This is a genomic window from Acidovorax sacchari, from assembly GCF_042847045.1.
Taxonomy (GTDB): domain Bacteria; phylum Pseudomonadota; class Gammaproteobacteria; order Burkholderiales; family Burkholderiaceae_C; genus Paracidovorax; species Paracidovorax sacchari.
The window spans coordinates 1,224,620-1,250,944 of record NZ_AP035783.1; the positions used below are offsets into that span (position 1 = coordinate 1,224,620).

Genomic DNA, 26,325 nt, shown 5'->3' on the forward strand with positions numbered 1-26,325 from the left:
CCCGCGCGCCCTCACTCCCCCTGCGATCCCCGCCGTGCCCAGCCGGTGGTGTGCTTTTCCAGCACGCTGAAAAGCTCGTACATCACCATCGCCATCGCGCCCACCACCATCAGGCCCGCGAAGGCCAGGCCCATCTGCATGGACGAGCCCGCGGAGATCAGCAGGTAGCCGATGCCTTCGTTGGCGGCGGTCATCTCGCTCACCGTGGTGCCCACGAAGGCCAGCGTGATGGCGACCTTGAGCGAACCGTAGAAGTAGGGCAGGGAGCGCGGCAGGCCCACCTTGGTGAGCACGTCCCAGCGGCGCGCGCCCAGCACGCGCAGCACGTCCTCCAGCTCCGGCTCCAGGGTGGCCAGGCCCGTGGCGATGTTCACCATGATCGGGAAGAAGCTGATCAGGAAGGCCGTGAGGATGGCCGGCCCCGCGCCGATGCCGAACCACACCACGAGGATGGGCACGAACGCGGCCTTGGGCAGCGCGTTGAAGGCGGTCATGAGCGGGTAGATGGCTGCATAGGCCAGGCGCGAGGAGCCGATCACGAAGCCCAGCAGCACGCCCACCACGATGGCGATGCCGAAGCCCGCCATGGTGACCCAGAAGGTGCGCCATGCGTGGCCCGCGATGATCCACTTGAACTCCACCAGCTGGTTCCAGATGGCCAGCGGGCTGGGGAAGATGAACTCCGAAACGCCCAGGCCCGAGCAGATGACCTGCCAGAGCACGATCACCGTGAAGAGCAGGACCCAGGGCGACCAGCGCTCGACGCGCTTGCGGTGCTGTGCGTTCATTGCGTGATCTCCCCGCCGGTCTTGCGCAGCGCCCCGATGTGGCCGCGCAGCTCCAGCACGATGTCGGTGAATTCCTTGGTGTAGGTGAGCTCCAGGTCGCGCGGCCGGGGCAGTTCGATGTCGCGGCGCACGACGAAGCGGCCCGGGCTCTTGCTCATCACATAGACCGTGTCGGCCAGGAACACGCTCTCGCGCAGGTCGTGCGTGACCAGGATGACGTTGAATTGCTGCTCTGCCTGCAGGTCGCGCAGGATGCACCAGAGTTCCTCGCGCGTGAACGCGTCGAGCGCGCCGAAAGGCTCGTCGAGCAGCAGCATCTGCGGCTCGTGGATGAGCGCGCGGCAGATGCTGGCGCGCTGCTGCATGCCGCCCGAGAGCTGCCAGGGGTACTTGTCCTCGTAGCCGGCCAGGCCGACCTTCTGCAGCAGGGCGCGGGCACGGGCCTCGTATTCCTTGCGGCGGGCCTTGAACTGCGAGCGGTGCGGCTCGACGATCTCCAGCGGCAGCAGCACGTTGGCGACCGTGGTGCGCCAGGGCAGCAGCGAAGGCGCCTGGAAGGCCATGCCCGAGATCTTCAGCGGCCCGGTCACGGGCTCGCCGGCGATGCGGATCTTGCCCATGGAGGGCATGCGCAGGCCGGTGGCCAGCTTCATGAAAGTGGACTTGCCGCAGCCGGACGGCCCGACGATCGCGATGAATTCGCCGCGCCGCACCTGCAGGTCGATGGCTTCCACCGCGAAGTGGTTGGCGCGCAGCAGCTCTTCGTTGTAGGCGAGCCAGACGTCGCGGAAGTCCACGAAATAGGTTTCGGTGGCCTGCATGGGAGAAATCCTGGAATGGGGAGGGGCCGCAGTCCGGCGGCGGAGGGCGCCGGCGGGCACGGCCCCTCCACGCGGTCGCGTGAACGGGCCGGATTGCCGGGCCGGGCGGGGAAGGCCTACTTTTTCGGCAGGATGTTCAGCTCGGCGGCCGCAGGCAGGAAGCTGCCGTTCCACACGGTGGCGGGATCGACGCGCGTCTTGGTGTTGTAGGCGTCCGAGACCTGCGAAGCCATCAGGGCGAGCCGCTGGGGCTTCACCTGGCCGAAGCCCTCGGCGCGTGCATCCGGGCTGTTGATCACCGTGTCGATGGCCAGCTGCAGCCGGCGCGTTTCCAGCGCAGTGTTCACGATGCCGTCGCGCTCCTTCACGTAGGCGATGGCGGCGCCGGGGTTGGCGATCACCTCCTTCGCGCCGCGGGTGAAGGCCTTCAGGAAGGCCTTCACCGCCTCGGGGTTCTCCTTGAGGATCTTCGGGCTCGCGATGATGGCGTTGCCGTAGAGCTTCACGCCGTAATCGGCGTAGGGCAGCACGACCACGTCCGATGCCTTGGCGCCACGCGCCTCCAGGTTCAGCAGGGAGGTGAAGGTGAAGCCGGTGATGGCGTCCACGTCGCCGCGCACGAGCATGGTTTCACGCAGCGGCGGGTCCATGGCGGTCCATTGCACGCCGGCGATCTGGTTGGCCTTGGCGAAGATCGGGAAGCCGCGGCGCCCGGCGTCGAACACCGGCGCGCCGAGCTTCTTGCCGTTCAGGTCGGCGGGCTTGGTGATGCCGCTCTTCTTCAGCGCCATGACCGAGGCGGGCGTGTTGTTGTAGACCATCATCACGGCCACGGGCTTGTTCTGCGCGTCGGGGTTGTTGCCGTGGAATTCCATCACCGCGGCCAGGTCGGCGAAGCCGATGTCGTAGGAGCCCGAGGCCACGCGCTGCACGGCGCCGCCCGAGCCGTTGCCGGCGTCCACCGTCACGTTCAGGCCCGCTTCCTTGAAGTAACCCTTGGCCGTGGGCAGCAGGAAGAAGGCCGCGGGCCCCTCGAAGCGCCAGTCGAGCTGGAACTTGATGGGGGTCGGCGCGCCGGCCTGGGCCTGCGCGGCGGGTGCCAGCAGGCCCGATGCGGCGAACAGCAGGGCGGACTGCAGGAAGGAACGCTTGGTCATGGGGTCTCCATTCGTGTCGATCGATACCGGGAGTATCAGCAAGATCGATGCCTGTCCGCCGCCGGGTGCAGGGCCCGGTATGCAGGGATTGCACCGGTATGGTGCATGAATTCGTGCCTGCCTGGGGCTCAGCGGTGTTCCCAGAAGCCGCGGTGCGCGGCGACCAACACATCGCGCAGTTCCGCGACGGGGCCGGTCACCTCCACCGGGCGCTGTCCGCGTGCGAACACCTCGCGGCAGGGCAGGTCCAGCGTGGGGTTCTCGGGGTGGTCACCCGTGAGGGCGCGCAGCGCCGTCTCCTCGGCGCCGTACAGCACGCGCCCGATGCCGGCCCAGTAGATGGTGCCGGCGCACATGGCGCAGGGCTCGAAGGTGGTGACGAGTGTGCAGCCGCGCAGGATGTCGGCGGGCCAGCGCGCGGCGGCCTCGCGCGCGAGCGTGGATTCGGCGTGGTTCACCGTGTCGATGTTGCCCTGCTCGGCCAGCACGGTATCGCCGTCCGGCGCGACCAGCAGCGCGCCGAAGGGATGGCGCCCGGCGTCCATCGCGCGGCGCGCCACCGCATCCGCCCGCAGGAGGTGGCGGGCAATGCGCTCGGGCGTCAGCGGGGCCGGGGCAGCGGAAAGGGAAGGGGGGGCGGTATCGGGCATGGCGCAGGCCGCATGCAAGCCGCGTACCGGTGGCCGGCCCGCTGCCCGGGTGCCGGGCAGCGGGCCCGGCGCTTCAGCGCTGGGCCCTGGAGGCCACGGCGTTGGCGGCGGCCAGTGCCGTCATGTTCACCACGCGGCGCACGGTGGAGGAGGGCGTGAGCACGTGGGCCGAGGCGGCGGCACCCAGCAGGATCGGGCCGATGGTCGTGCCGTGGCTGCCGGTGGTCTTGAGCACGTTGAACAGGATGTTCGCGGCGTCCAGGTTCGGGCAGATCAGCACGTTGGCCGAGCCGGTGAGCGTGCTGTCCTCCAGCGCGTTCTGGCGGATCTTCTCCGACAGGGCCGCGTCGCCGTGCAGTTCGCCGTCGCTCTCGATGTGGGGCGCGGCCTTTGCGAACAGGTCGCGCGCCGCGCGCATCTTGCGGGCCGAGGGGCGCGTGGACGAGCCGTAGTTGGAGTGCGAGAGGAATGCGACCTTGGGCGGCAGGCCGAAGCGCTGCACTTCCTCGGCCGCCATCTGCGCGATGTGCGCGAGCTGCTCGGCGCTCGGGTCCTCGTGGATGTAGGTGTCGGCGATGAACAGCGTGTGCTGGTCCAGCGTGAGGGCGTTCACCGTCGCGAGGCCGGCGGCGCCGTCTTTGAGGCCGATCACCGTGCGCACGTGCTCCAGGTGGTGGTCGAAGCGGCCGACCAGGCCGCACAGCAGCGCGTCCGCATCGCCCAGGCGCACCATCAGCGCGCCGATGAGCGTGTTGGAGCGGCGCACGGCGGCCTTGGCGGCTTCGGGCGTGATGCCGTCGCGGCCCATCAGGCGGTGGTAGGCCTCCCAGTACTGGCGGAAGCGCGGGTCGTCCTCGGGGTTGCAGACCTCCACGTCCTTGCCGAGCTGGATGCGCAGGCCGGCCTTCTTGATGCGCATCTCGATCACGGCGGGGCGGCCGATCAGGATGGGCTTGGCCAGGCCGTCATCGACCGCGACCTGCGCGGCGCGCAGGACGCGCTCGTCCTCGCCCTCGGCATAGGCCACGCGCTGCAGGCTGGCCTTGGCGGCGGCGAAGACCGGGCGCATGAACATGCTGGTCTGGTAGACGAAGCGCGTGAGGCTGTCGCGGTAGGCGTCGTAGTCCTGGATCGGGCGGGTGGCCACGCCCGAGGCCTCGGCCGCGCGCGCCACGGCGGGCGCGATGCGCAGGATCAGGCGCACGTCGAACGGGGTGGGGATGAGGTAGTCCGGACCGAAGGAGAGCTCCTGGCCCGCGTAGGCGGCGGCCACCTCGTCGCTCATCTCGGCCTTGGCGAGGTCGGCGATCTCGCGCACGCATGCGAGCTTCATCTCCTGCGTGATCTTCGTGGCGCCGCAATCGAGCGCGCCGCGGAAGATGTAGGGGAAGCACAGCACGTTGTTGACCTGGTTCGGGTAGTCCGACCGGCCCGTGGCGATGATGCAGTCCGGGCGCACGGCCTTGGCCAGTTCGGGACGGATCTCGGGCTCCGGGTTGGCCAGCGCCAGGATGATGGGCTTGTCCGCCATGGTCTTGACCATGTCCGCCGTGAGCGTGCCGGCGGTGGAGCAGCCCAGGAACACGTCGGCGCCGTTCACCACGTCGGCCAGGGTGCGTGCCTCGGTCTTCTGCGCGTAGCGGGCCTTGGATTCGTCCAGCGGGCCGCGGCCCTCGTAGATCACGCCCTTGGAGTCGCACACGAAGATGTTCTCGCGCTTGACACCCAGGCCGACCATGACGTCCAGGCAGGCGATGGCGGCGGCGCCGGCGCCGGAGACGGCCACCTTCACGGCGCCGATCTCCTTGCCCACCAGCTCCAGACCGTTCAGCAGGGCGGCGCTGGAGATGATGGCCGTGCCGTGCTGGTCGTCATGGAACACCGGGATGTTCATGCGCTTGGAGAGTTCGCGTTCGATGTAGAAGCACTCGGGCGCCTTGATGTCTTCCAGGTTGATGCCGCCCAGCGTGGGCTCCAGCGCCGCGACGATGTCGATGATCTTGTCCGGGTCGCGCTCGGCCAGCTCGATGTCGAACACATCGACGCCCGCGAACTTCTTGAAGAGGCAGCCCTTGCCCTCCATCACCGGCTTGCCGGCCAGCGGGCCGATGTCGCCCAGGCCCAGCACCGCCGTGCCGTTGGTGATCACGCCCACGAGGTTGCCGCGCGAGGTGTATTCGGCGGCGAGCGACGGATCGGCCTGGATGTCCAGGCACGGATAGGCCACGCCGGGCGAGTACGCCAGGGAGAGGTCGCGCTGGTTGGACAGGGGCTTGGTCGGCGTGACGGCGATCTTGCCGCGGCTGGGGTTGCGGTGGTATTCGAGCGCTGCTTCGCGCAGTGCCGCTTCCGCGGCGGACAGTGGCTTGGTCATACGGGGATTTCCGGAAAAAAAGGCGCAGGGGCGATGCCTATCGAGCTTAACCGCCGGGCCCGCGCCAGGGGGGCCGGACCCATGCGATATGTGCATGGGGACCGAATGCCCGCGCCGGGTGCGGAGCGGGGCGGTGCCGGGGCAGGCCGGGCTCAGTGCGCTTCGGCCTGCCGGGCGGCATCCACGGCCGCGGAGGTGTCGCGGCTGGTGCCATTGAAGAAGACATTCAGGAGCACGGCGGTGATCGAGGCCAGCAGGATACCGGATTCGATCAGCGGGTGGATGGCGTGCGGCATCCACTGGCGGAAGTTGGGCGCCACCAGCGGCACCATGCCCACGCCGATGGACACGGCCACGATCATGGCGTTGAAGCGGTTCGTCTTGAAATCCACCGCGCCCAGGATGCGGATGCCGGTGGCCGCCACCATGCCGAACATCACCAGGCCCGCGCCGCCCAGCACCACGGTGGGCAGCGATTCGACCAGCGCCGCCATCTTGGGCACCAGGCCCAGCAGGATCAGGATCAGCCCGCCGGCCACGCAGACGAAGCGGCTCTTGACGCCGGTTACGGCCACCAGGCCCACGTTCTGCGAGAAGCTCGTGTAGGGAAAGGTGTTGAACAGGCCCCCGATCAGCGTGCCCAGGCCGTCGGTGCGCAGGCCGCGCGTCAGCGCCGCCTGGTCCACCTTGCGGCCGGTCATTTCGCCCAGCGCCAGGAACATGCCGGTGGATTCGATCATCACGACCACCATGACCAGCGTCATGGTGAGGATCAGCACCGGGTCGAAGACGGGCGCCGCGATCTCGAAGGGCAGCACCAGGTCGAACCACTGTGCCCTGGCGACCTTGTCGAAGGTCATCAGGCCCAGGGCGGTGGCGACCGCGCCACCGATGCAGATGCCCAGCAGCACCGAGATGTTGGCGACGAATCCGCGCGCGAACCTGGCGATCAGCAGGATGGACAGCAGCACCAGCGCCGAGATGCCCACGCCCGTCAGGTCGCCGTAGCGCGGGTTGGGCACGGTGGGCACCACGGCGAAGCCCTTGGGCACGGGCGGCAGGGACGAGCCCGGCGCGCCGGCCGCGGCCTGGGCCTCGGCCAGCCACTTGACATGGTCGGGATTCACCACGGTGGGCGCCGTGGGCCCCACCGGGTTGCCGAAGATCCAGTTGATGCCCACGCGCATCAGGCTGATGCCGATGACCGCGATGATGGTGCCCGTGACCACGGGCGGGAAGAAGCGCAGCATGCGGCTGATGAGCGGCGCGATCAGGATCGAGACCACGCCCGCGCCGATCACCGAGCCGAAGATCAGCCCCGCGCCCGCCGGGCCGGCGGTGGACTGCGCCATGGACACCATGGGCGCCACGGCCGCGAAGGTCACGCCCATCATCACCGGCAGCTGCACGCCGAACCAGCGCGTGGCGCCCAGCGCCTGGATCAGCGTGACCAGGCCGCAGCAGAACAGGTCGGCTGAAATGAGCTTGGCCACGAGGTCGGGCGTGAGGTTGAGCGCCCGGCCGATGATGAGCGGCACGGCGACCGCCCCGGCATACATGACCAGCACATGCTGCAGGCCCAGCGCGGCGAGCTGGCCGGCGGGCAGGCGCTGGTCCACGGGATGGAGTTCGATGGAGTGGGAAGGCATGGCGGGAATCCTTGGCGACTGGACTGCATACACGGCTGTATGGAAAAAATGTATGCAATTCCGATGCCTGCCGCCACGATGGAAAACCCGCGCGGCCGCGTTCAGGACAGCAGGGCCTTCACCAGGTCCAGCTGCCGGTCGGCCCGCTCGCTGTCCAGTTCCAGGCTGGCCTCGATGCGGTCGAGGTGGTCCACCATGCAGGTGACCGCCGCCTCGGCATCGCCACTGCGGCACACGCGCAGGAACTCCGCATGCTCCCCGGAGGAGCAGTGCGCGTCGTTGGACGAGTGGTAGAGCATGGCGATGAGGGAGCTGCGCGCCACCATCTCCTGGACCAGCTGGGCCAGCGTGTGGTTGCCCGCGGCCTCGGCCAGCGCGACGTGGAAGTCGCCCAGCAGCTTCTCCTGCACGCTGCCGGTGGCCGGGCCGGCCTTGAGCGCCGTGCGCTCGAAGCGGATGTGCTGCTCCAGCAGCTGGTAGTCGGCCCGCTTCGCGCGGGCGACGAACAGCCGCACGACCTCGCTCTCCAGGATGCGGCGCACGGCGAAGACCTCGCGCGCCTCCTGCACGCTGGGCCGGCTCACGAACGAGCCCTTGTCGGGAATGGTCTCGATCAGCCGGTCCTTGGCGAGCATGACCAGCGCGGCGCGCACCTTGGTGCGGCTCACGGAGTAGATGCGCCCCAGCGCTTCCTCACGCAGCCAGGTGCCGGGCGGCAGGCGCTTCTCGACGATGGCGGTCGCCAGGTCGCGCGCGATGCCTTCGATGGAGACCTGCGCGGCCTCCGTGGCGGCGGGTGTGTCCGCGCGCTGCGCCGGCGGCGCGGGCGGCCGGGGGACGCGCGCCTTGCGTGCCGGTGCGGGGGCGGCGGGAGCGGAGGCGGGAGCGGGAGCGGGAGTCTGGGCGGCGCGGGGCATGGCGGGATTGTCGCGGCAAGCGGTTGCCACCCGTGGAAAGACGCCGCCGCGGTCAGGCGCGCCGCAGTGCCGGCACGGGCGGCGGTGCCGCGGCCGCGGGAGCCTCGCCCAGCGCGAAGCCGGCGAGCGCCCCGGCCATGGACTTGGGCAGCGGCCGGGCCAGTTCGCCGTGCTTGCTGGTGGCCAGGCGCAGGGTCACCAGCGATTCGACCAGGGTCGTGGCGGCTGCCACGCCGTCGATCACCGGCACGCCCAGCACGCCGCCGATGTGCCCGCACAGGTCGGCCATGCCGGCGCAGCCCAGCACGATGGCGTCGCAGCCGTCCTCGGCCAGCGCGCGCCGGCACTCTTGCGTGATGCGTTCGCGGGCGTCGGAGCCGGGCACTTCCAGCTCCAGCACCGGCAGTTCGCAGGCGCGCACGTTGGCGCAGAAGCGCTCCATGCCGTAGATCTCGGCCAGGTGCCAGGCCTGGCCCGTGGTGCGGCCCAGCGTGGTCACCACCGAGAAGCGCGATCCCACCATGCTCGCCAGGTGCATGGCGGCCTCGGCGATGCCCACCACCGGGCCGCGTGCCAGTTCGCGAGCGGCCTTCAGGCCGGGGTCGCCGAAGCAGGCGATCACGTAGCCATCGACGCCGTCCTCCTCGCCGCGGGCGATCTCCTGCAGCAGGCCGGGCACGGCCAGCGCCTCGTCGTAATGGCTCTCGATGGACGCCGGGCCCATGGCGGGGCTCACGGCGATGACCTCGGTACCCGGCCGCGCCACGGCGCGCGCGCAGGCCCCGATTTTCTCGGTCATGCTCCAGGTGGTGTTGGGATTGATGATCTTGATACGCATGGGCGCTGCCCGTTCCTTCTTCGGTTTCAGTGTTGCTTGCGGTTCAGTGCCAGGTAGATGACCAGGCCCAGGCCCATGCCGATGAACCAGGCATAGCTGGCGGCGCCGCGCCAGCCCGGCACGACCACGCACAGGATGGGCACCAGCGCGGCCGGCACCATGGTCATCACGGCGCGCGGGTTGTAGCCGCCCTGGTACCAGTAGCGGCCTTGCGTGTCCATGGTGTAGAGGTCATCGACCGCCACCTGCTGGCGGCGCACGAAGTAGTAGTCGGCGATCAGGATGCCGAACAGCGGGCCGATGAACGAACCCAGGATGTCCAGCGTGTAGTGGATGACCTGCGGGTTGTTGTAGAGGTTCCAGGGCGTGATGAAGATCGAGCCGACGGCGGCGATCATGCCGCCCGTGCGCCAGCTGATGTGCTGCGGCGCCACGTTGGAAAAGTCGAACGCGGGCGACACGAAGTTGGCCACGATGTTGATGCCCACGGTGGCGATCATGAAGGTGAGCGCGCCCAGCACCACGGCGGTGGTGGAGTCGATGCGGCCCACGGTGTGGACCGGATCGGTGATGAGTTCGCCGAACACGGGCAGCGTGGCGGCGGTGGTGACCACGGTGAGCAGCGAGAAGAACACGAAGTTGACCGGCAGGCCCCAGAAATTGCCCTTCTTCACCGCGTCGAAGCTCTTGCCATAGCGGGAGAAGTCGCCGAAGTTGAGCATCGGGCCGCTGAAGTAGCTCACCACCAGGGCGATGGCCGAGAGCATGACCGGCACCGCGTCCCAGCCCTGGAAGCGCACGCCGCCCAGGTTCAGGTCGATGTTCTTCCAGCCGGCCTTCCAGACCAGCCAGCCGCAGAGGATGGCCATCACCACATAGACGCCCGGGCCGGCCCAGTCGATGAAGCGGCGTATGGCCTCCATGCCGTGCCAGAACACCAGCGCCTGCAGCACCCACATGACCATGAACGACACCCAGCCCAGCGTGGACAGGCCCGCGAAACCGTGCCGCGTGACATCGGCATAGGCGTCGAGCGAGGGGTGGAAATGCAGCGCCAGGATCATGAAGGCGCTGGAGGCCAGGTAGGTCTGGATGCCGTACCAGGCCACCGCGATCAGCCCGCGGATGATGGCCGGGATGTTGGCGCCCAGCACGCCGAACGAGGCGCGGCAGATCACGGGGTAGGGCACGCCCGTCACCTGGCTGGGCTTGGCCACCAGGTTGCAGAAGAACTGCACGATGACGATGCCGATCAGCAGCGCCGCCAGCACGTGCCAGCTCGAGAGGCCGAGCGCGAACAGGCTGCCGGCAGTGACGTAGCCGCCCACGCTGTGCACGTCCGACATCCAGAACGCGAAGATGTTGTATTGGCCCCAGGTCTGTTTCCTGAGCGGGGCGAGGTCCTCGTTGGTCAGGCGCGGGTCATAGCCGGGCTTGATGAGCGCGTTGCCGGCGTGGGGCGAGGCCGGGGCGGCGGGCGCGGGCATGGACGTGGCGGGCTGGGCGATCGCGGCGGGGCCTGCGGTGCCCGCCGGGCTGGTGGCGGATTGCATGGGGTTGTCTCCTTGTGTTGGCTTCCCAGAATGCATGCGAGTTTGTATACAAAAAATGGATGCATTCAAAGGCCCGGCGCGCACCTGGGGCTCGGTGCTTACCCGATTGCCAGCAGGCGGTGCAGGGTGCAGGAGATGGGGAGGGGCGCTCAGTCCGCCGCGGGCCGGGCCGCGGCGGCCAGGGGGGCGAGCGATTCGCGCAGCCGGTCGCGCACCAGGGGCTGGCCCGGGTCGAGCGCGTCTTCCACGTGGCCGATGTGCGCCAGCATCCGCTCCCGGGCCAGGGCGGTGTCCCCGGCTTCCAGGGCTTCGACGATGGCCGCGTGTTCCTCGCAGGACTGGCTGGCGCCGTGCTGCGACTGGTAGAGCGATGCGGCCAGCGTGGTGCGGGCCGTGAGGTCGCGCAGCAGGTCGCTGAGCGTGCGGTGGCCCAGCGCCTCGGCCAGGCAGACGTGGAAATCCGCCAGCAGGAAGGCGCGCGTCGCGGCATCCGCGCCTTCGATCGCGCGCCGCTCCTCGTCGATGTGGGCGCGCAGGCGCGGCACCACGGTTTGCTGCAGCGGCCGGCCGGCGTCGGCCAGGATGCCGGATTCGATGATGCGGCGCGCGGAAAAGGCGTCGCGTGCGTCCTCCACCGACGGCTCCACCACGTACCAGCCGCGCCGCGCGCGCACCTCGACGAAACCGCGGGCCTGCAGCTGCATCAGCGCTTCCCGCACCATGGTGCGGCTCACGCCGAACAGGTCGGCCAGGTCCTGCTCGCCCAGCCGCTCGCCGGGCGCCAGCTTCTGCGCCAGGATGGACTCGACGACCTGCTGTGCGATCTGGCTCTGGCTGATGCCCATCGGTGCGGCCGCTGCTGTCCTGGCGCGCTCAGCGCGGCAGGGCCAGGGCGTGGGAGCCCTGTTCGGAACGCTCGTCGAGCGTGAAGCCCGCCACGGTGCGCGACAGGTGGTGCGCCTGGTCGTTGAGCACGCCGGAGGCGGCGGTGGATTCCTCCACCAGGGCCGCATTCTGCTGCGTGGCGCGGTCCATCTCGGCCACGGCCTGGTTGATCTGCGCGATGCCAGAGCTCTGCTCGGCCATGGAGCCGTTGATCTCGCCGATGATCTGGGTGACGCGCTGGATGCCGTCCACGATCTCGCCCATGGTCTCGCCGGCCGCGCGCACGCGCTCGGTGCCGGTGAGCACGCTGGCGCCCGAGGCGTCGATCAGCGCCTTGATTTCCTTGGCGGCCTCCGCGCTGCGCTGCGCCAGGCTGCGCACCTCGCCGGCCACGACGGCGAAGCCGCGGCCCTGCTCGCCCGCGCGTGCGGCTTCCACGGCCGCGTTCAGCGCCAGGATGTTGGTCTGGAAGGCGATGGAGTCGATCACGCCGATGATCTCGCCGATCTTGGAGGAGGCCCTGGAGATGTCGTCCATGGTGTTGACGGCACTGGCCACCACCTCGCCGCCCTTGAGGGCGGAGGCGCTCGCCGCATTCGCCAGGCGCGTGGCCTGGGCCGCGGACTCCGCCGACTGCTGCAGGGTGCCGGTGAGCTGCGACAGCGATGCGGAGGTTTCCTGCAGCGCGCTCGCCGAGCCCTCGGTGCGGTTGGAGAGGTCCTGGTTGCCGGCGCGGATCTCGTCGGTGGCCGTCTTCATCGATTCCACGCCGTGGCGCACATCCTTGAGCACCGTGCCGATCTGTTCGACGAAGGCATTGAACGAGGAGGCGATCTGGGCCACCTCGTCGCGGCCGGACACGGGCAGGCGCTGGGTCAGGTCGCCGCCGCCGGAGCCGATGCGGTCCATGGCGTCACGCACCTGCGAGAGGCGGCGGAAGGAGGTGGCAGTGAGCAGGGCGGCGACGCCGGCCGCGGCCAGTGCCAGCAGCACGATCGCGATGGCCAGGGTGTGCAGCACGCTGCGCAGGCCGGCCGTGGCCTCGGTCTTGTCCAGCGCCACGATCAGCGTCCAGTCCGTGCCGTGCACGGTGCGGCCCTTGAGCAGCTTGGCCGCGCCGTCCATCTCGACCTCGAGCGGCTTGTCCGACGTGGCCAGGGACGCCATGGTGGCCGGCGTCAGCACGGGCGAAATCTCGGTGACCGACTTGAGCGCCAGCTTGGCGTCGGCATGCGCGATGACCTGTCCGTCGCTGTTGACCACGAAACCGAAGCTGCCGGGCGTCGGGCGGATGGCCGCGACCACCTCGCGCACGCCGTCGAGCGGCACCGCGCCGCTCAGCACGCCCTCGAGCTTGCCGGCGCGCAGCATCGGCGCCACGAAGGCCACGTAGGGCACGCCGGTGGTCGAGTCGCCGTAGGGCTTGGTGACGGCCAGCTTGCCGGCCTGCACGGCACTCTGGTACCAGGGGCGTGCCGTGGGGTCGTAGCCCGGGGCCGTCTTGGTCGTGGAGAAGAAGGTCTTGTCTTCCCACCCGACGGTGGTGATGGGGAAGCCGTTGGCCTTGCCCATCAGCGGCACGTAGCCCTGCGGGTCGCCGTGCTCGATGGCTGCCGCCGTCGCCTGCACGGCCGTGCCCTTGGCGGCCACCCACTGGTCCACCGCCATGGCGTTGCCGGCGGCGATCGCATTCAGGTCCTGCTCGATGGTCTCGAAGGTGCTCGCGCGGGTGATGGTGTAGGTGGCCGCCCCGGTGACCGCCAGCGCACACACGACCGTGGCGGTGCTGATGAAAAGGATCTTGGAGCGCAGTGTCTGGAGCATGGGGGGAAACCTTCGGGCAGAAAAGCGCTTCGATTACACCGCAGAAGGTTTCTTTTGTTTACGCAAAACGCCTGACTGTTGCAAATGCGCCCCAGCCGCTCAGGCCACCGGAGGCACATCCCGGCCGTCGAGCACGGCCCGGGCGCGCTCCCGGTCGATGTCGCCTTCCCAGGCGGCGATGGCGACCGTCGCCACGCAATTGCCCACCAGGTTGCCCAGCGCCCGGGCGATGCCCATGAACCAGTCCACCGACAGCACCAGCACCAGGCCGATGGCGGGAATGGCCGGGATCGCGTGCAGCGTGGCCGCCAGCACCACGATGGCCGAGCCCGGCACGCCGTGCGCGCCCTTGGAGGTGACGAGCGAGATCGCGAGGATGGTCAGCAGGTCGGTCATGCTGATGGGCGTGTTGGTCGCCTGGGCGATGAACACGGCCGCGAGCGTGATATAGATGGAGAACGCGTCCAGGTTGAACGAGTACCCGGTGGGAATGACCAGCCCCACGGTCGAGTCGCGCACGCCCATGTGCTTGAGCTTGGCCATGATCTGCGGCAGCACGCTGTCCGACGAGGTGGTGGCGAACACCACGGCCAGTTCCTCGCGCAGGTAGCGCAGCAGCTTGAACAGGCTGAATCCCGAGAACCGCATGATGAGCCCGAGCACCACCACCACGAACAGCGCCACGGCGATGTAGAACAGCCCCACCAGCATGCCGAGCTGCTTGAGCGAGCCGACGCCGTACTTGCCCACGGTGAAGGCGATGGCGCCCAGCACGCCCAGGGGCGCGAGCTGGATGATGAGGCCCATGGCGCGGAACAGCACCACCGAGAAATCCTCGATGAGCCCGGCCACGCGGGCACCGCGCTCGCCCACCAGCGCCAGCGCGCATCCGAAGACGATCGAGAACAGCAGCACCTGCAGCACATCTCCCGTGGAGAAGGCGCTCACGGCGGTGGTGGGGATGAGCTTGAGCAGGAAATCGCTGAAGCCGCCGCCCGAGAGCTTGTTCGCCGTGTCGGTGTAGGCACTGAGCGCCGAGGCGTCCAGCGCGCGCGGGTCCACGTTCATGCCCACGCCGGGCTCGAACACGAAGGCCAGCACCAGGCCCAGGGCCAGGGCGACGGTGGTGACCACCTCGAAGTAGATCAGCGACTTGATGCCCACCCGGCCCACGCGCTTGAGGTCCCCCGTGCCGGCGATGCCGTGCACCACCACGCAGAACACCACCAGCGGGATCAGCATCTTGATGAGCTTGATGAACCCGTCGCCCAGCGGCTTGAGCTGCACGGCCCACTGCGGCCAGAGGAGGCCCACGGCGATGCCGGCCACGAGGGCCAGCACGACGCGGCCGAACAGGGTGCGGAAAAGGAAATGCATGGAAAACCCCCGGGGATGGGCGCGATGTCTTGTGCGCCAGTCTTGCATACAAAAAATGTAGACAGTAAATGGCCGAGTCAGATGCGGGTAATCCCTGGTTACGTGTCGCCCAGGCGAAAAAAAGCCGGGCAAGTGCCCGGCCTTGGCGATGGTGGCGCTGAAGGACGCTCAGGCGCTGCTTTCATGCCATGCCAGGAAACCGCCCATCTGCAGGCCGTGTCCCAGCATCTGAAGGTACTCTTCGCGCCGCGGCTCGGCGGCCTCGGCGCCGTGCGGCCATTGGTCCATCAACGCCTGCAGCCGCGGCAGGTCGAGCACCCGGCTTGCGAGCGCAGAGCCTTGCAGGGCATCGAGCTGCCGCTGCAGGGCGGGGCGCTGGGCGCTCAGGCGCGCGAACCAGTCGCCGTGCTGCACGCCCACCTGCCGGTTGGCATGGATCTCCGGCGGGGCGCCGCGCGCGGCCAGCAGGCGCCGTGGCAGGGAGCGGCTGACGCCGTCGCGCAGGAACTGGTCCAGCGGCAGGCTGCCGAAGAATTCGATGACCCGCCGGTCGGCGAGCGGCATGCGGAAATCCACGCCCGTCATGGCGCGGACCGTGCCCCACGCATCCATGGCGGAGGCATGTCCGAGCAGCCATTCACGCAGGGTGCGGACGGAATGATGGTTTCCTCCCAGGCGCAGCCGGTAGCGGTCCTGGTCCATATCGCGGTGCAGGCCGATGTCGCGGGCCCAGTCCATCCGGATCGCTGCGTACTGTGTCCAGACCCGGCGTGGAAGACGGTGCCAGAGCCGCAGCACGGACATCGGCATGAAGGGGCGCACCACATGGCGCTGTACCGCCTTGCGCAAGGACAGTCCTTCGGAGCGTGCCAGGGCCCGCGTCTCCTGCGTCAGGGCGGCCCACTGTCTGCCACGCAGCAGTTCAGGCAGGCGGACCCGTCCGTCGAAACTGAAGAAGGAATTGCCCATTTCTCCTCCCAACAGCACGTTGCCTCCACGCGAGCGCAGGAAGCGGTTGAGCGGGAAGAACCAGGCTATGTTCAATGGCGAGCGCACCGGCTGGCCATGCTCCTGCCACCAGCGCTCGTTGCCGTGTTCGCCCCAGTCGCCGCCGTCATCGCCGACCACGTGCCAGTCGATCCCGGGATGGACGGCGGCCAGCAGCCGCGCCCGGGAGAATTCCTCGTAATAGTGTGTCGCGTTTTCTGCGGCGGTGGCAGCCTGCGGCTTGCGCGTGAGGGCGAGCAACGGTGCGGGAGCCAGTTGCCGTGCAGCCGACAGCACGATGGAACCGCTGTCGAGCCCGCTGGTGAGGCATGCGCCCACGGGCCCGCGGGAACGCAATGCATCGGCCACCGCGCGGTCCAGGACTTCAGCGGCTGCGGCCTCGACTTCGGTGTCGCTGCCCAGCCGCAGGGAGCCCGCTTCCGGCAGCGACCACCAGGGCTCGGCCTGCGTGGTTTCGGCCGTCAGGTGCATGGCCTGTCCTGGCAGCACCCGGTCGATGGCCTGGTAGATGGTGCGCTGCGGCCGGCGGCGGTCCATGATCAGCTGATCGGCCAGCGCCCGTTCGTCCAGGTCCCTGGGGATGCCCGGCAGTGCCAGCAAGGCCCGCAGCCGGGTAGAAAACGCGATCATGCGGGGACTGCGATGGATGAACAGCGAGTGCATGCCGACCGGATCGCGCGCCAGCATCAGGTGCCGGCGGTCCGGGCGGTACCAGGCCAGCGCGAAGGAGCCGTAAAGCCGGGGCAATGCCGCAGCGTTCCAGCGGTGGAGCGCTCCCGCCAGCAGGCGGCCGTCCGGCTGCGAGGCCGAGAACGGCGGGCCCAGCGCGCCTGCAAGCTCTGTCCGGGCCGCGAGCGAGACATTGGCCGCCAGCACGGGGCCTTCGGATCCGGCGTACGGCATCGCTTCGTCCTCGTCTTCCGGCGTGAAGACATGCTGCCGGTGCACGATGGCGATGTCGCCGCCATGCCAGACCCGTGCGGGCCCTATGTCCCGCGCCTGCAGTGCGCAGCCCAGCCGTTCGACCAGGTCCGGCGCCACGGGCCGTCCGTCCAAGTGCCAGACGCCGGCGAAATCACTCATCGACGTCCGAGCCGATCACGGCCGAGCAGAGATCACTCAGGAGGCGCCCGTGGAGCCATTACCGTCGATACCGCCCCCTAGGCCGTTCTCGGTTTGATCCATCGAAAGGAAAGACACGACGGGTGTGGTCCAGGGCTTGCGCGCAGGTTGCTGCGGCAGGTCTCCGGATATCGAGGATGCGTCGTCGTTCATGGGTTGTCCTTCCTTGGCTCTGCGGGTACCCGGCGAGGGTGGTGGCGCGCCGTGCATCATAAATGGCATCGCTTTGCCGGCGGCTCGACAGGACCGCTGGAGTGCCCATGATTTCCGTACCATCGGCCAGATGGAGTGGTCCTGGTTCCGATGGCACGCGAAGACCGGCATGAGGTTGCTGTACCGCGCATTGCGCGACAGGGAAGGCCGGGGCTATGCATGGTTGCGCCTGACCTCGTCCGAGCCGCTCTTCCAGGATTACGGCACCACTTCCATCCACCGGTATCCGCATCTCTTCGCATTTGTCCGGCAGGCCTTGTCCGGCATTGGGGCTCCCCGGCTGCTGTCGTTCGGCTGCTCGACCGGCGAGGAGGTGGCCAGCCTGCGGCACCATTTCCCGCAGGCGCTCATCACCGGACTGGACATCCACCCGGGCCATATCGCCACCTGCCGGCGCAGGCTCCGGGAACGGCCGGACCCCGGCGTGCAATTCCGCGTGGCGGGAAGTACGGCCGCGGAGGCGGAGGGCGCCTTCGACGCCGTCTTCTGCCTGGCGGTGATGCGCCGTGGCGACCTGGCACGGCACCCGGGCGAACGCTGCGACCACCTCATCCGCTTCGAGGATTTCGAGGCGCAGCTGGAGGATTTCGCGCGCTGCCTGCGGCCCGGCGGGCTGCTGGTGCTGCGCCATGCCAACTTCCGCCTGCGCGACGCGCGGGCCGCCCGCTGGTTCGAGCCGGTGCTGAGCCTGCCGGCCGTGGCGCGCGCCGACACGCCGCTGTTCGGGCCGGACCACCGGCGACTCGAGGACCAGGCCGACGGCGAAGCCGTTTTCCGCCGCCTGGCGGTGGTGCGTCGGTAGAATTTCCCGACGGCGCTCACCCCGGGCGATGTCCACCTTTCGAAGGAATGCAGCGGATGAACGTTGAACCGGAGGCGCTGATCGCCCATGCGCCCGACTGCCTTGCCGCGGAGATGGGCGAGGAACTGGTCATCATGATCGCCGAACGCGGGACGTACCTGGCGCTGGACCCGGTCGGCCACGATGTCTGGACGTGCATTGCCCAGCCTTGCACCTTCTCGTCGCTGTGCGACCGCCTGCAAGCCATCTATGCAGGCGACCGGGCGGCCATCGAGGCCGACGTGGCCGTGCTGCTGGGCAAGCTGCAGGAAGCCGGCGCCGTGGAGTTGCGCCGGTGAGCGGCACGGACGCCCGGCGCTTTCCGGGGAGGAGGCGCCGCGCATGAGTGCCCACCATTACCAGGTGTGCGGCTGGCATGTCCGCAGCAGCATGGAGTTGCCCGAGCTTCCCGCGTGGACCGGGTCCGCTGCAGAGCCCGAGGACATCCTCGTCGAGGAAGGGCCGGTTCCCGGCCGGCCCGGCTCCGCGCCGGGATCTCCCTGGCTGGACGTGGGCGAGGACGGCGCGGTTCTCATGCAGATCCCCGACCTGGTGCGCATCCATGTCCACGGCGGGCGCACCATGCGCGTGGAGCGGCTGCGCCCCGACGATGCGGGCTGGCGCCTGTTCCTGCTCGGGTCGGCGCTGTCCTGCCTGTGCCTGCAGCGGGGGCTCTTCCCCCTGCATGCCGCCTGCCTGCGCATCGGGTCGCGCACGCTGGCCATCGCGGGCCACAGCGGTGCCGGCAAGTCCACGCTGGCGGCCGCCCTGCTGCGGCGCGGCCATGGGCTGCTCGGCGACGACCTCACCGTGCTGGACGTCCCCGCCGGCAACGGCCGCATGCAGGTGTTGCCGGCGTTTCCGCGCCTCAAGCTCTGGGGCGAGGCCATGGATGCGCTGGGGATGGACGGTACCGGGGTGCCGAAGGTGCGGGACGGCCTGGACAAATACGACCTTCAGCCGCAGGCGGGCTTCGATCCCCGGCCTGTGTCCCTGGACGCCGTGCTCGTGCTGCGCGAAGGCCCTGCAGCGGAACTGCGGCCACTATCGCCCACCGCCGCGGTACCCGTTCTGCACGGCCTGCTGTCGAGGAGGAGGGCGGCCGTGCAAATGGGGTTGCAGGCCTCCACGTTCGCGCAGGCCGCCTCCATCGGCCGCACGGTGCCCGTCTGGACGCTGCAGCGCCCGCGCCGATTCGATGCGCTGGACGCCACTGCCGACATGATCGAGGCGCGGTTCGGTCCATGACGCGCCACGGCATCTACTGGATCGCCTCGTATCCCAAGTCCGGCAATACCTGGGTGCGGTGCCTGATCGCCAGCCTGCTGTCCGGCGGCGCGCCCGTGCGGCTGGACAGGCTGGCCGATGCCGTGCCCAGCTCGGCCTCCCGGACCTGGATCGAAGCCAGCATCGATATCGGTACCGCCGACATGCTGGGCGACGAACTGAGGGCGATGCGCGTGCAGGCGCACCGGGAAGAGGGTTCCCGGCGCCTTTGCATGCTGAAGGTCCATGACCGGTGCGACGCGGAACTGTTCCCTCCGGAGGTGACCCTGGGGTCGGTCTACATCGTGCGCGACCCCCGCGACGTGGCGTCGTCCTGGGCGGACCACATGGGGGTGGACGTGGATACCGCCATCGCGCGGATGGCGGACGGCGAATGGACGGTCGGCCGCGGCATGTCCTCGCTCCGCCCGCAGGTGCCGCAGCGGTACGGATCGTGGTCCGGGCACGTGGTGTCCTGGCTGGACCATGCGCCGGCATCCCGGCTGCTGCTGCGCTACGAAGCGCTGCTGGCCGATCCCGCGGGTGAAGCCGCGCGGCTCGCACGGTTCCTGGGGTTGCCGGCGGACGCCGATGTCGTGGCGCGCGCAGTGCGTGCGTGCGATTTCGGAACGTTGCGCGACATGGAGGAGCGCGAAGGTTTCGCCGAGCGCCAGAAGGGCCAGCAGCGCTTTTTCCGCCAGGGACGGTCCGGCGCGTGGCGTACGGCGCTGCAGCCGGGGCAGGTGGACCGGATCGTGGACGCACATGGGGACGTGATGCGGAGACTGGGCTACGGTGCCGATGCGCTGTGAAGCCTGGTCCCCCGCGTTCTGCTGCCTCCTGGCGCTTTGGCGGGGAGAAGCGGGCGGAGATGCATGCGCTACGGTCGATGAGGGGGCATTCACGCGTGCCCTGATCCGGCACCGGCTGGCCCTGGCGCTGCCGGACGCAGGCCGGCTCGATGCCCGACTTCCTTCAGCGCTGCGCTCGGTATTGCGCGATCGCCAGCGCCGCATGGCCTTGCGCACGTTGCAGCACGCCGCGGCCGTGCGCGGCGTCGCCGATGCGCTGCGGGGCGCCGGCATCCGGTTCTGCCTGATCAAGGGCCAGGGCTATGCGGCGCTGTTCGGCGACCCCCTGCGCCGCGAGGCGAGCGACATCGATGTGCTGGTCGATCCCGAGAACATGGCGCGGGCCCTGCCGCCGCTGCAGGCCCTCGGCTATCTGCCCGACCCTGCCGCCGTGGCGGACCTGGAGCGCTATGGCGCCGGGCACCACGACCTGCCACTGCGCCATGCCGCCACGGGCGTGGTGGTGGAACTGCACCTGCGGCTCGCCAACCGGCGGAGCCAGTTCAACCTGGAGGCGGCAGCACTGTGGGAGCGGCACGTCACCACGGTACGGCTGGGTGGAACCGACGTTCCCACGCTGGCGCCGCCCGCTGCCGTGGCCTATGCCGCGTTCCACGGAACCAAGCACCACTGGCACCGTGCCTTCTGGCTGGTGGACATGGCACTGGCATTGCGCAGCCCCACGCTGGACTGGGACGCCACGCTGGCGCTGGCCCGGCAACTGGGTGTCGAGCGATCTCTGGCGATGGCCGCGCTGCTCGTGGAGGCGACGCTGGGCCTGGAGGTGCCTGCCGTGCTGCGCCGCCAGCCCGCGTTGCTGCACGCGGCCCGTCCAGCGGCCGAGGCGCTGCTGCCGCACCTGGATGCGCTGGGCTCCGACCGTGGCGCGGAACTGGCGGCGCGGATGGGCGTGGTCCGTTATGTGCGATGGCTTCTGTCGCTGCAGTCGGGCTGGCGCGGGCGCGTGCAGCTCATTCCGGTCCTGCTGGCCCCCACCGACGGCGATCGCGCTGCGCTGGCTCTGCCCCGCCGGCTGGAGTGGGCCTACCCGGCGGTGCGGGTTCTGCGGCTGGCAGCGCGCCACCTCGCCAGGCGCCAGCGCGGCTGACAGGGGAGGCCACCAGGATGCAGTACCTTTCTCCTGCGTTGTGCGGGCACTCCGTATCCGCTGTAATGCGTGGCATTTCCCCCATGGCGGCGTGCCGCCTCCATTCCTCCGAACGGATGTTCCTGCGTGTCTGATGTGCTGCCCCTGCGGCGCCTGCGTGCTTTCCTGCGCCTTCCGCGTTTCGAGCGCGGCCTGTTCTGCCTGGCCTGGCTGCTGCTGGGGCTCGCGCGGGCGGCCGTGCTCTGCCTGGGGTTCCGCCGGATCGCGCCCTGGCTGGGGCGCGCGGTCGCGGAGCCGCCCCCCCTGCCCCCCCTGGACGAGCGCGGACGGCGGCGCGCTCAGCAGATCGGCCGCACGTTGCGCCTTTCCGCCCGGCACACCCCCTGGCAGTCGAATTGCCTGGCCCAGGCGCTGGCGGCGCGCTGTCTGCTTGGACTGTTCGGGATTCCCCATGTGGTGTGCTTCGGGGTGGCGCGTTCGGACGCGTCGCAACTGCAGGCGCATGCCTGGGTCATCGCGGGGCGGGGATTCGTGACCGGTGGAGTCGGCGCGCAGCGCTTCACCCGCACGGGATGCTTCGTCGTCGGCGCGGAGGGCGCGTGACGGGGCCGTGGAGGGCATTGGCGCGGCTTCTGGCCTGGGCGCCTTCGCGCCGGCGCCTGGCGCTTTTCCTGTTGATGCTGATGGCAGGCGCCACGGAAGGCATCGGCGTGCTGTTGCTGGTGCCCCTGCTGGGGGTATTGCAGGGCGGAGCCGTGGAGGGATTGGGCATTGCCGCGCGGGGCGTCGTTCAGGCCACGGAATCGCTGGGCCTGCCGGCAGGAACGCCGCTGCCGCTGCTGGCACTGTTCTGTGCGCTGATCCTGCTGCGCAACGCGATCCAGTATGCGCGGGAATGCGCCGCGGCGCGGCTGCAGCAGCAGGTGGCGGACCGGCTGCGCGAGGCCAGCTTCTCTGCACTGCTCGGCGCGCAGTGGCGCTGGGTGGTCGCGCAGCGTACGGCAGAACAGGCGAACCTCATGCTCAGCGATGTGGCGCGCATCGGTATCGGCCTGGGACATGGCATGGGCATGCTGGCGTCTCTGGCCACCGCCGCGGTGTACCTGCTGGCCGCCTTCGCGCTGCACTGGAAGCTGGCGCTCGCCTGCGCCCTGGGCGGCGCGCTGCTGCTGGCCCTGCTGGCCGGGCACCGGCGCGCCGTGATGGCCCTGGGGCGGCAGCTCACCGTGGCCAGCCAGCGCCTGCATGGCAGCCTGCACGACAGCCTGGCCGGATTGCGGCTGGCCAAGATCCTGGGGGCGGAGGCGCGCTACCGTGCCTGGATTGCCGGCGACGCGGGCAGGCTGCGCGACCAGCAACTGCGCTTCTCCACCGGGCTGAGCCTGTCCAAGGCCCTGCTGCACAGCGCCGGCGCGTTGCTGCTGGCCGCGTATGTGTACCTGGGGTTGCGGGTGTGGGCTGTGCCGGTCGCCGAGTTGCTTACGCTGGTGCTGGTGTTCGCCCGCCTGCTGCCCTTGCTGGCGATGGGCCACCAGCAACAGCAGATGTGGTTGCATGCGGCGCCCGCCTTCGCCGGGGTGGAGCGCCAGCTGGCCGATGCCCGCGACTGGGCCGAACCGGAGGAGGCTGCCCAGGAGGCGGTGCCCGACGTGCGTACGGCGATCGCCCTGCGCAGCGTCGGAGTGCGCTACGAAGGCCGTGCGGTCCGGGCGCTGGACGATGTCTCCCTCACGTTGCCCGTGCGGACGACCACCGCCATCGTCGGCGCCTCCGGCGCCGGCAAGAGCACCCTGGCCGACGTGCTGTGCGGATTGCTGGGCCCGGACGAGGGAGCGCTGGAGATCGACGGCGTGCCCCTGGACGCCCGTGCGCGCCGTGCCTGGCGGCGGGCTGTCGCCTACGTATCGCAGGACACCTTCCTGTTCAACGACAGCGTGCGCAGCAACCTGCTTCTGGCCGCGCCCGATGCCGATGACGATGCCTTGCGCCAGGCCCTGGAGCAGGCTTGCGCGCAGTTCGTGCATGCCCTGCCACAGGGCTGGGACACCGTGGTGGGGGAGCGTGGCGTGCAGCTGTCGGGTGGCGAGCGGCAGCGCCTTGCCCTGGCGCGCGCGCTGTTGCAGCGCCCGGCACTGCTGATCCTCGACGAGGCCACCAGCGCCCTGGACCCCGGCAACGAAGCACGCGTGCGCGAGGCCCTGGAGCGACTGCACGGCGACCTGACCGTGGTCGTCATCGGCCACAGGCTCGCCCTGCTGGAGCGGGCGGACCATGTCGTGCTGATGGAGCAGGGGCGGGTCCGCATGCAGGGGCGTTGGGACGACGTGGCGCCGTACTGGGTGGGCGCGCGGTGAGCCTGCCGGACAGGATGCGCGCATGGGGCCGGCTGCTGCCTGTGCACTGGCGGGCAGGCGCGTGCGCGCTGTCGGTACAGTGGTTGTCCGTTGCCTTCGTCGCGGCCGTGTCCCTGGCGCTGTCGGTATGGCTGGCCCGGTGCATGGAGCCGTCCGGGTTCGGCCGCCATGCCTATCTGCTCAATCTGGCGACGCTGCTGGCGCTGGCGCAGGATGCCGGCCTGCGCACCCTCGTGATGCGCGAACGCGGGCAGCGTGCTGTACTTCGGATTGCGGAACGCCTGGCTTCCCGCGGTTTCCTGAGGCCTTGGCGCGCCCATGGATATGGTACAACCTGCCCCATTCGCCGAGGCCGCGTGGACCGTTCCACGCTATCGCAGACCGGCGCCATGCCGATGCAGTCTCTCCGGCGTTCCGAGATGCCGCCACTGACCCGATACCAGCGATGAACGAAGTGCGTGAGCGAAGCGGCGATGTATCGCTGGGTGACCTGCTGCTGGAGCTGCTGCGCTTCTACCGCGACTTCGGCATGCTGCTGGTTCCGCTCGCGCTGCTGGCTGCGCTGGTGGCCGGCGGGCTGGCCCTGCGGTATCCGCTCTACGGTGCCACCGCGTTGCTCGAGACCCCCCAGATGTCGCTGGACCAGTGGCGCAGGCTGCAGCCCCTGCTGTCGGACCGCCAGCTGGTCGCGGCCACGCTGGCCGACGCCTCCCTGCCCGACGGTTCGGGCGCCAGGCTGCAGAGGCAGTTCCAGCAGCCGCGCTACTGGAGCACGCGGGTGGGCTATCGCAGCACGGTGGGAAGGGACGACATCCGTGAGCAGATCAACATCGATCCCAAGAAAGTCGGGGCACTGGGGCTGGAGGTCTCGCTCCAGGTGCGCGACGAAGCCGCTGCGGCGCAGCAGTTCGCCGTGATCGCATCGCACATCCGCCAGATCATGCTCTGGGGGGACCTGCGCGAATACCTGGACCGGATGCGGCAGGAGGTGCTGGAGCAGCGCTCGCAATTGCAGATCGAGCAGATCCGGCGGCAGTTCGCCATCGAGCAGGGCCGGCAGCAGGTGGAGGACATGCAGAGGCTGCTGCAGCAGTATCCGGAAGTGCGCCGCAGCGAAGTCAACACGGTGGTGTCGGTGGGCGATGGCGGCGGGCGGTACCTGTCGCCGCTGGCCCAGATCGTGGCGCTGGAATCCACCATGTCCGATACCCGGTCGCAACTGCGCAAGGGTGTGCGCGAACTGGAACAACTGGAGTGGAAGCAGCGCTTCCTGGACCGCGTCGATGAACGCCTGGACGGGCTGTCTTCCGGCAAGGCACTGGCCGACTGGATGGGGCAGTGCCTGGCCGGCCTGTTCCCCGCCGATACCGCGGAGAACACGGCGCAGCGGCAGGCCGGCAGCGAGATCCGGATGAACCTGGAGCAGTCCCGCTCCAGGGCCGGTCAACTGCGCTACAAGGCTTCGCCGGCGCTGCCGGTTGCACCGCTGCCCTCGCGGCGGCCCGCGTTCGTCGCGGCGGCGGTTTTCGCCGGCACGCTTCTGGCGCTGTCCCTGGCGTTGGCGTCCTACGTGGCGCTGCGCCGTGCAGGCGGGATGCCGGGTGGCTGGTCCGCCCGCCAGGATCCGCTCTTCGCCTGGCTGCCGGAGCGCCTGCGGCGCAGGCTGCCGGAGGGTGGGGCCCGGGGGGGCAACGCATGAGGCGGGTGCTGGTGACCGGCGCGGCCGGCATGATCGGGCGGCGGCTGGTGGCCGTGCTGCAGCAGCGCGGCGACACCGTCGCGGGCCTGGACGATCTGTCGAGTGGCATGGCGATGCCGCAGGGGCTGGAGGCCGCGGCAGTGGCGGATGTGCGCGATACCGGCGCGGTCACGGCGATGCTGCGCGATTTCCGGGCGGATGCGCTGGTGCACCTGGCCGCCGTGCACCATATTCCGACCTGCGAGATGCGGCGCATGCACTGCCTGCAGGTGAACGTGGTGGGAACCGAGAGCGTGCTGCATGCGGCGGGCGAGGCGGATGTGCGGCAGGTGGTGATCGCTTCCAGCGGCGCGGTGTACGCCTGGGGTTGCGAAGCGCTGGCGGAAGACCGCAGCCCCACGGAGGCGCGCGACAACTATGCGCTGTCCAAGCTGTGCAACGAGGGCCAGCTGCGCCTGTGGTGCGGCCTGGGCGCCGGGCGCCGCGGCCGCGTCGCGCGCTTGTTCAACTGCATCGCGCACGATGATCCGAACGCGCACCTGATCCCCGACGTGCTGGCGCAGATCAATGCCGACCCTTCGGCGGAGCCGCTGCTGCGGCTGGGCAACCTGGAGCCGCGCCGGGACTACATGCATGCCGAGGAAGCCGCGCAGGGGCTGGCAGCATTGCTCGATGACTCTCGCGGCGAGGTGGCATTCGACGTGTTCAATCTGTGCTCGGGCGTGGAGCATTCGGTGGGCGAACTGGTGTCGGAGATCGGCACGCTGCTGGGACGAATGCCCCGCGTGGAGGTGGACCCGGGGCGCAAGCGGCCCCATGATCGTGCCCACCAACTCGGTGATCCAGCGAAGGCGGCTGCGCTGTTGGGCTGGAAGACCCGCTGCACCCTGCGCGAGGCGCTGCAGCGGACGCTGGCGCCTGGTCGCGACGGAGCCCGCTGGCCAAGCATGTGAATAGTCTGGACGTACTGCCTGTTTCGCCAAGGACGGTTTCCTGGAGCCGTAGCGGTGCGCGGAACTGCACTCCCTGC

General features: G+C 69.8%; 24 protein-coding genes. 10 read left to right on the forward strand and 14 right to left on the reverse strand.

The genetic code is table 11. The annotated features are described in order from the left end of the window. Positions 1-11: 11 nt before the first annotated feature. The 14 genes from ACGHC0_RS05510 to ACGHC0_RS05575 form a co-directional block, all read right to left on the reverse strand. Positions 12-788, reverse strand: coding sequence for an ABC transporter permease (locus tag ACGHC0_RS05510; protein WP_368354341.1), 777 nt, complete (start codon positions 786-788; stop codon positions 12-14). After that, a complete protein-coding gene (locus tag ACGHC0_RS05515; RefSeq protein ID WP_368354342.1) occupies positions 785-1,609 on the reverse strand; it encodes an ABC transporter ATP-binding protein in 825 nt (274 codons plus the stop codon). Before ACGHC0_RS05515 ends, ACGHC0_RS05510 begins: the two co-directional genes overlap by 4 nt. A gap of 116 nt (positions 1,610-1,725) precedes the next feature. After that, entirely contained in the window at positions 1,726-2,766 is a 1,041-nt protein-coding gene (locus ACGHC0_RS05520) for an ABC transporter substrate-binding protein (RefSeq protein WP_368354343.1), read from the reverse strand. 128 nt (positions 2,767-2,894) lie between these two features. After that, on the reverse strand, positions 2,895-3,416 hold the full coding sequence (locus ACGHC0_RS05525) for a nucleoside deaminase (protein ID WP_415267642.1): 522 nt from the start codon (positions 3,414-3,416) through the stop codon (positions 2,895-2,897). A 73-nt stretch (positions 3,417-3,489) separates the two neighbouring features. Further along, complete coding sequence (locus ACGHC0_RS05530; protein WP_415267643.1) at positions 3,490-5,790, reverse strand: NADP-dependent malic enzyme; 2,301 nt, start codon at positions 5,788-5,790, stop codon at positions 3,490-3,492. A gap of 152 nt (positions 5,791-5,942) precedes the next feature. Then, the gene (locus ACGHC0_RS05535) at positions 5,943-7,439 is read right to left on the reverse strand and encodes a nucleobase:cation symporter-2 family protein (protein ID WP_415267644.1); all 1,497 of its coding nucleotides are present in this window, start codon (positions 7,437-7,439) and stop codon (positions 5,943-5,945) included. Positions 7,440-7,540: 101 nt separating this feature from the next. Then, complete coding sequence (locus ACGHC0_RS05540; RefSeq protein ID WP_368354347.1) at positions 7,541-8,356, reverse strand: GntR family transcriptional regulator; 816 nt, start codon at positions 8,354-8,356, stop codon at positions 7,541-7,543. Positions 8,357-8,408: 52 nt separating this feature from the next. Next, positions 8,409-9,194 (reverse strand): aspartate/glutamate racemase family protein, encoded by a 786-nt coding sequence (locus tag ACGHC0_RS05545; protein WP_415267645.1) that lies wholly within the window; start codon positions 9,192-9,194, stop codon positions 8,409-8,411. A 26-nt stretch (positions 9,195-9,220) separates the two neighbouring features. Next, the gene (locus ACGHC0_RS05550) at positions 9,221-10,747 is read right to left on the reverse strand and encodes an NCS1 family nucleobase:cation symporter-1 (protein ID WP_405045325.1); all 1,527 of its coding nucleotides are present in this window, start codon (positions 10,745-10,747) and stop codon (positions 9,221-9,223) included. Positions 10,748-10,896: 149 nt separating this feature from the next. Next, entirely contained in the window at positions 10,897-11,592 is a 696-nt protein-coding gene (locus ACGHC0_RS05555; protein WP_107132310.1) for a GntR family transcriptional regulator, read from the reverse strand. Positions 11,593-11,620: 28 nt separating this feature from the next. Continuing rightward, a complete protein-coding gene (locus tag ACGHC0_RS05560) occupies positions 11,621-13,456 on the reverse strand; it encodes a methyl-accepting chemotaxis protein (protein ID WP_415267646.1) in 1,836 nt (611 codons plus the stop codon). A gap of 99 nt (positions 13,457-13,555) precedes the next feature. Next, a complete protein-coding gene (locus ACGHC0_RS05565; RefSeq protein WP_368354350.1) occupies positions 13,556-14,833 on the reverse strand; it encodes a C4-dicarboxylate transporter DctA in 1,278 nt (425 codons plus the stop codon). Positions 14,834-15,001: 168 nt separating this feature from the next. Next, on the reverse strand, positions 15,002-16,924 hold the full coding sequence (locus ACGHC0_RS05570) for an asparagine synthetase B family protein (protein ID WP_415267647.1): 1,923 nt from the start codon (positions 16,922-16,924) through the stop codon (positions 15,002-15,004). Between the two features lie 36 nt (positions 16,925-16,960). Next, on the reverse strand, positions 16,961-17,116 hold the full coding sequence (locus ACGHC0_RS05575; protein WP_415267648.1) for a hypothetical protein: 156 nt from the start codon (positions 17,114-17,116) through the stop codon (positions 16,961-16,963). Between the two features lie 169 nt (positions 17,117-17,285). On the opposite strand from ACGHC0_RS05575, the gene ACGHC0_RS05580 reads away from it, so the two are divergent. From ACGHC0_RS05580 to ACGHC0_RS05625, 10 genes are all read left to right on the forward strand, one after another. After that, on the forward strand, positions 17,286-17,978 hold the full coding sequence (locus ACGHC0_RS05580; protein ID WP_415267649.1) for a class I SAM-dependent methyltransferase: 693 nt from the start codon (positions 17,286-17,288) through the stop codon (positions 17,976-17,978). Positions 17,979-18,034: 56 nt separating this feature from the next. After that, a complete protein-coding gene (locus ACGHC0_RS05585) occupies positions 18,035-18,316 on the forward strand; it encodes a PqqD family protein (protein WP_368354354.1) in 282 nt (93 codons plus the stop codon). A gap of 43 nt (positions 18,317-18,359) precedes the next feature. Beyond that, the gene (locus ACGHC0_RS05590) at positions 18,360-19,265 is read left to right on the forward strand and encodes a hypothetical protein (RefSeq protein ID WP_368354355.1); all 906 of its coding nucleotides are present in this window, start codon (positions 18,360-18,362) and stop codon (positions 19,263-19,265) included. Next, a complete protein-coding gene (locus ACGHC0_RS05595) occupies positions 19,262-20,095 on the forward strand; it encodes a sulfotransferase domain-containing protein (RefSeq protein ID WP_415267650.1) in 834 nt (277 codons plus the stop codon). Before ACGHC0_RS05590 ends, ACGHC0_RS05595 begins: the two co-directional genes overlap by 4 nt. Further along, positions 20,085-21,242: a nucleotidyltransferase family protein gene (locus ACGHC0_RS05600; protein ID WP_415268383.1), complete on the forward strand. Its 1,158-nt coding sequence runs from the start codon at positions 20,085-20,087 to the stop codon at positions 21,240-21,242. Before ACGHC0_RS05595 ends, ACGHC0_RS05600 begins: the two co-directional genes overlap by 11 nt. A gap of 126 nt (positions 21,243-21,368) precedes the next feature. Next, positions 21,369-21,845, forward strand: coding sequence for a lasso peptide biosynthesis B2 protein (locus ACGHC0_RS05605; protein ID WP_415267651.1), 477 nt, complete (start codon positions 21,369-21,371; stop codon positions 21,843-21,845). A gap of 80 nt (positions 21,846-21,925) precedes the next feature. Then, positions 21,926-23,596 carry an ABC transporter ATP-binding protein gene (locus tag ACGHC0_RS05610; RefSeq protein ID WP_415267652.1) on the forward strand — a complete coding sequence of 557 codons (1,671 nt, stop codon included), beginning with the start codon at positions 21,926-21,928 and terminating at the stop codon, positions 23,594-23,596. Then, positions 23,593-24,045: a hypothetical protein gene (locus tag ACGHC0_RS05615; RefSeq protein ID WP_368354360.1), complete on the forward strand. Its 453-nt coding sequence runs from the start codon at positions 23,593-23,595 to the stop codon at positions 24,043-24,045. The genes ACGHC0_RS05610 and ACGHC0_RS05615 overlap by 4 nt, the downstream gene beginning before the upstream one ends. Continuing rightward, positions 24,042-25,295 (forward strand): hypothetical protein, encoded by a 1,254-nt coding sequence (locus ACGHC0_RS05620; RefSeq protein ID WP_415267653.1) that lies wholly within the window; start codon positions 24,042-24,044, stop codon positions 25,293-25,295. Before ACGHC0_RS05615 ends, ACGHC0_RS05620 begins: the two co-directional genes overlap by 4 nt. Then, positions 25,292-26,248, forward strand: a complete 957-nt coding sequence (locus ACGHC0_RS05625) for an NAD-dependent epimerase/dehydratase family protein (protein WP_415267654.1) — start codon at positions 25,292-25,294, stop codon at positions 26,246-26,248. Before ACGHC0_RS05620 ends, ACGHC0_RS05625 begins: the two co-directional genes overlap by 4 nt. The last annotated feature ends 77 nt before the right edge of the window (positions 26,249-26,325 follow it).

What these genes read in the sequence shown, in the direction of transcription:
- ACGHC0_RS05590 (WP_368354355.1), top strand. Translation starts at nt 18,360, where the DNA reads ATGAGTGCCCACCATTACCAGGTGTGCGGCTGGCATGTCCGCAGCAGC.
- ACGHC0_RS05530 (WP_415267643.1), bottom strand. Translation starts at nt 5,790, where the DNA reads ATGACCAAGCCACTGTCCGCCGCGGAAGCGGCACTGCGCGAAGCAGCG.
- ACGHC0_RS05555 (WP_107132310.1), bottom strand. Translation starts at nt 11,592, where the DNA reads ATGGGCATCAGCCAGAGCCAGATCGCACAGCAGGTCGTCGAGTCCATC.
- ACGHC0_RS05600 (WP_415268383.1), top strand. Translation starts at nt 20,085, where the DNA reads ATGCGCTGTGAAGCCTGGTCCCCCGCGTTCTGCTGCCTCCTGGCGCTT.
- ACGHC0_RS05575 (WP_415267648.1), bottom strand. Translation starts at nt 17,116, where the DNA reads ATGAACGACGACGCATCCTCGATATCCGGAGACCTGCCGCAGCAACCT.
- ACGHC0_RS05620 (WP_415267653.1), top strand. Translation starts at nt 24,042, where the DNA reads ATGAACGAAGTGCGTGAGCGAAGCGGCGATGTATCGCTGGGTGACCTG.
- ACGHC0_RS05570 (WP_415267647.1), bottom strand. Translation starts at nt 16,924, where the DNA reads ATGAGTGATTTCGCCGGCGTCTGGCACTTGGACGGACGGCCCGTGGCG.
- ACGHC0_RS05510 (WP_368354341.1), bottom strand. Translation starts at nt 788, where the DNA reads ATGAACGCACAGCACCGCAAGCGCGTCGAGCGCTGGTCGCCCTGGGTC.
- ACGHC0_RS05625 (WP_415267654.1), top strand. Translation starts at nt 25,292, where the DNA reads ATGAGGCGGGTGCTGGTGACCGGCGCGGCCGGCATGATCGGGCGGCGG.
- ACGHC0_RS05545 (WP_415267645.1), bottom strand. Translation starts at nt 9,194, where the DNA reads ATGCGTATCAAGATCATCAATCCCAACACCACCTGGAGCATGACCGAG.
- ACGHC0_RS05535 (WP_415267644.1), bottom strand. Translation starts at nt 7,439, where the DNA reads ATGCCTTCCCACTCCATCGAACTCCATCCCGTGGACCAGCGCCTGCCC.
- ACGHC0_RS05595 (WP_415267650.1), top strand. Translation starts at nt 19,262, where the DNA reads ATGACGCGCCACGGCATCTACTGGATCGCCTCGTATCCCAAGTCCGGC.
- ACGHC0_RS05515 (WP_368354342.1), bottom strand. Translation starts at nt 1,609, where the DNA reads ATGCAGGCCACCGAAACCTATTTCGTGGACTTCCGCGACGTCTGGCTC.
- ACGHC0_RS05540 (WP_368354347.1), bottom strand. Translation starts at nt 8,356, where the DNA reads ATGCCCCGCGCCGCCCAGACTCCCGCTCCCGCTCCCGCCTCCGCTCCC.
- ACGHC0_RS05580 (WP_415267649.1), top strand. Translation starts at nt 17,286, where the DNA reads ATGAGGTTGCTGTACCGCGCATTGCGCGACAGGGAAGGCCGGGGCTAT.
- ACGHC0_RS05565 (WP_368354350.1), bottom strand. Translation starts at nt 14,833, where the DNA reads ATGCATTTCCTTTTCCGCACCCTGTTCGGCCGCGTCGTGCTGGCCCTC.
- ACGHC0_RS05560 (WP_415267646.1), bottom strand. Translation starts at nt 13,456, where the DNA reads ATGCTCCAGACACTGCGCTCCAAGATCCTTTTCATCAGCACCGCCACG.
- ACGHC0_RS05525 (WP_415267642.1), bottom strand. Translation starts at nt 3,416, where the DNA reads ATGCCCGATACCGCCCCCCCTTCCCTTTCCGCTGCCCCGGCCCCGCTG.
- ACGHC0_RS05585 (WP_368354354.1), top strand. Translation starts at nt 18,035, where the DNA reads ATGAACGTTGAACCGGAGGCGCTGATCGCCCATGCGCCCGACTGCCTT.
- ACGHC0_RS05520 (WP_368354343.1), bottom strand. Translation starts at nt 2,766, where the DNA reads ATGACCAAGCGTTCCTTCCTGCAGTCCGCCCTGCTGTTCGCCGCATCG.
- ACGHC0_RS05610 (WP_415267652.1), top strand. Translation starts at nt 21,926, where the DNA reads ATGGCAGGCGCCACGGAAGGCATCGGCGTGCTGTTGCTGGTGCCCCTG.
- ACGHC0_RS05550 (WP_405045325.1), bottom strand. Translation starts at nt 10,747, where the DNA reads ATGCAATCCGCCACCAGCCCGGCGGGCACCGCAGGCCCCGCCGCGATC.